2 protein-coding genes are annotated in these 2322 nt (G+C 74.2%); both read right to left on the bottom strand.

Annotation, left to right across the window (positions count from 1 at the left end; all coding sequences use genetic code 11):
* Positions 1–27 precede the first annotated feature (27 nt).
* Positions 28–969 carry a 2Fe-2S iron-sulfur cluster-binding protein gene (locus DQW06_RS27760; protein ID WP_013155116.1) on the bottom strand — a complete coding sequence of 314 codons (942 nt, stop codon included), beginning with the start codon at positions 967–969 and terminating at the stop codon, positions 28–30.
* The coding region (locus DQW06_RS27755) for an NADH-quinone oxidoreductase subunit F (protein WP_117199589.1) at positions 966–2322 on the bottom strand (1357 nt) is incomplete at its 5' end. The genes DQW06_RS27755 and DQW06_RS27760, both read right to left, overlap by 4 nt.

Genomic DNA, 2322 nt, shown 5'->3' with positions numbered 1-2322 from the left:
CCCCCCCCCCCCCCCCCCCACGGGGGGTCAGCCGCCGCCGCGCCGCTGTACGTGCTGGAAGCCGAACCGGCCCTTGATGCACAGGTTCCCGTGGGTCACCGGGTTGTCGTGCGGCGAGGTGACCTTGACGATCTCGTTCTCCTGCACGTGCAGCGTAACGTTGCAGCCGACCCCGCAGTAGGTGCACACCGTGGTGGTCTCGGTCTGCGCCTCCTCGTCCCAGGTGCCCGCCTCGCGCATGTCGAACTCGGTACGGAAGGACAGGGCGCCGGTGGGGCACACCTCGATGCAGTTCCCGCAGTACACGCAGGCGGAGTCGGGCAGCGTGACGTCGTGCTCGGTGGAGACGCGGGCGTCGAAGCCGCGCCCGGCCACCCCGATGGCGAAGGTGTTCTGCCACTGGTCGCCGCAGGCGTCCACGCACTTGTAGCACATGATGCACTTGGAGTAGTCGCGCACGTACAGGTCGTTGTCCACCTTGGCGGGCTGCTCGACCGTCTCCGCGACCGCGCCGTCGCCGGGCTCGTGGTCGCCCGCGTGGCGGGCGTCGCGCACGCCCAGCGCCGCGGCCTCGGCGCGCGGGCCGAACCGCCCGGGCTCGGCCTCGTAGCGCTCCATCCACCCGTCCACCTTGGGCGTGGTGGACAGGTCCACGGAGGAGCCGAGCAGCTCCAGGACCATCTTGCGGCTGTGCCGCACCCGCTCGGAGTCCGTGGCCACGCTCATGCCGGGCTCCAGCTTGCGCGAGCAGGCGGGGGCGAGCGTGCGCGCGCCCTCCACCTCCACCACGCACACCCGGCAGGCGTTGCGGGGGGTGAGGGTGTCGCCGTAGCACAGGGTGGGGATCTCGGTCCCCTCCCCGGCGCAGGCCTCCAGGATGGTGGTGCCCTCGGGAACGCGCACGGTGCGCCCGTCGATGGTCGCGTCGATCAGCCGCTTGGGCGGGGCCAGGAGTACGGGGACGGTCATCGGGCCTCCTCGGTAGCCGCCCGGGTGCCCGGGCCGGTGCTCTGGTGGGTGTCGTCGGTCGCGTCGAACAGGCCGAGCCGGTCGATGGCCGACTCCACGGCGTTCCACGCGGTCTGTCCCAGGCCGCAGATCGAGGCGTCGCGCATCGCCAGGCCGACCTCGCGCAGCAGGGGCACCTCGGCGGCGGCGTCGCCCCCGGCCCTGATCCGCAGCAGCGACTCCTCCTGGCGCACGGTGCCCACCCGGCAGGGCACGCACTGGCCGCAGGACTCGTCGCGGAAGAAGGCCGCCACCCGGACCAGCGTCGCGACCAGGTCGGCGGTGTCGTCCAGGACCAGCACCACCCCCGAGCCCAGGGACGTGCCCGCCGCGCGGGCCCCCTCGAAGGTCAGCGGGATGTCCAGCTCGTCCCCGCGCACGAAGGTCCCGGCCGCGCCGCCGAGCAGGACCGCCTGGATGGTGCGCCCCTCGGGCATCCCCCCGGCCGCCTCGATCAGGTCGCGCAGGGTGGCGCCGAAGGGCAGTTCGTACAGTCCCGGGCGGCGCACGCCGCCCGACAGGCAGAACAGCTTGGGGCCGGTGGACTGGCCGGTGCCCACGGCCGCGTAGGCCGGGCCGCCCATCAGCAGGACGGGCAGCACGTTGACCAGCGTCTCGACGTTGTTCACGGCGGTGGGCTTGCCGAACAGCCCCTTCTCCACGGGGAAGGGCGGCTTGCTGCGCGGCTCGCCCCGCTGCCCCTCGATGGAGCCGAAGATCGCGGTCTCCTCGCCGCAGATGTAGGCGCCCGCGCCGCGCCGGATCTCGATGTCGAAGGCGAAACCCGAGCCCAGGATGTCCGGGCCGAGCAGGCCCCGCCCGCGGGCCAGGGCGACGGCGTTCTCCAGGTGGCGCAGCGCCCGGGGGTACTCACCCCGGATGTAGAGGTAGCCGGTCCGCGCGCCCACGGCGTACCCCGCGATGGTCATCGCCTCGACGACGGAGAACGGGTCGCCCTCCATCAGGACCCGGTCCTTGAAGGTGCCGGGCTCGCTCTCGTCGGCGTTGCACACCAGGTAGTGCGGGCCGTCCGGCTGCTGGGCCGTGGCCTGCCACTTGCGCCCGGTCGGGAAGGCGGCCCCGCCCCGGCCGACGAGGCCGGAGTCGGAGACCTCCCGGATGACACCGGCGGGGCCCAGGCGCAGCGCCCGGCGCAGCGCGGCGTACCCGCCCGCGGCGCGGTAGTCGTCCAGGCTCAGGGGATCGACGGTGCCGATCCGGCGCAGCAGCACGTGGTCGGGGGAGCCCGCGTCGGGCACGGCCGCCGCGGGGTCGGGCTCGGGCGCGGTCCCGGGCAGCGGGTCCGCGCCGAAG

Origin of the sequence: Nocardiopsis sp. TNDT3, assembly GCF_003427465.1 — a bacterium.
GTDB lineage: Bacteria > Actinomycetota > Actinomycetes > Streptosporangiales > Streptosporangiaceae > Nocardiopsis > Nocardiopsis dassonvillei.
Note: the sequence above shows the minus strand (reverse complement) of the source record. Positions and strands in the feature narration are given on the sequence as shown.

Coding starts and splice junctions, on each gene's coding strand:
- DQW06_RS27760 (WP_013155116.1), bottom strand. CDS start 969: ATGACCGTCCCCGTACTCCTGGCCCCGCCCAAGCGGCTGATCGACGCG.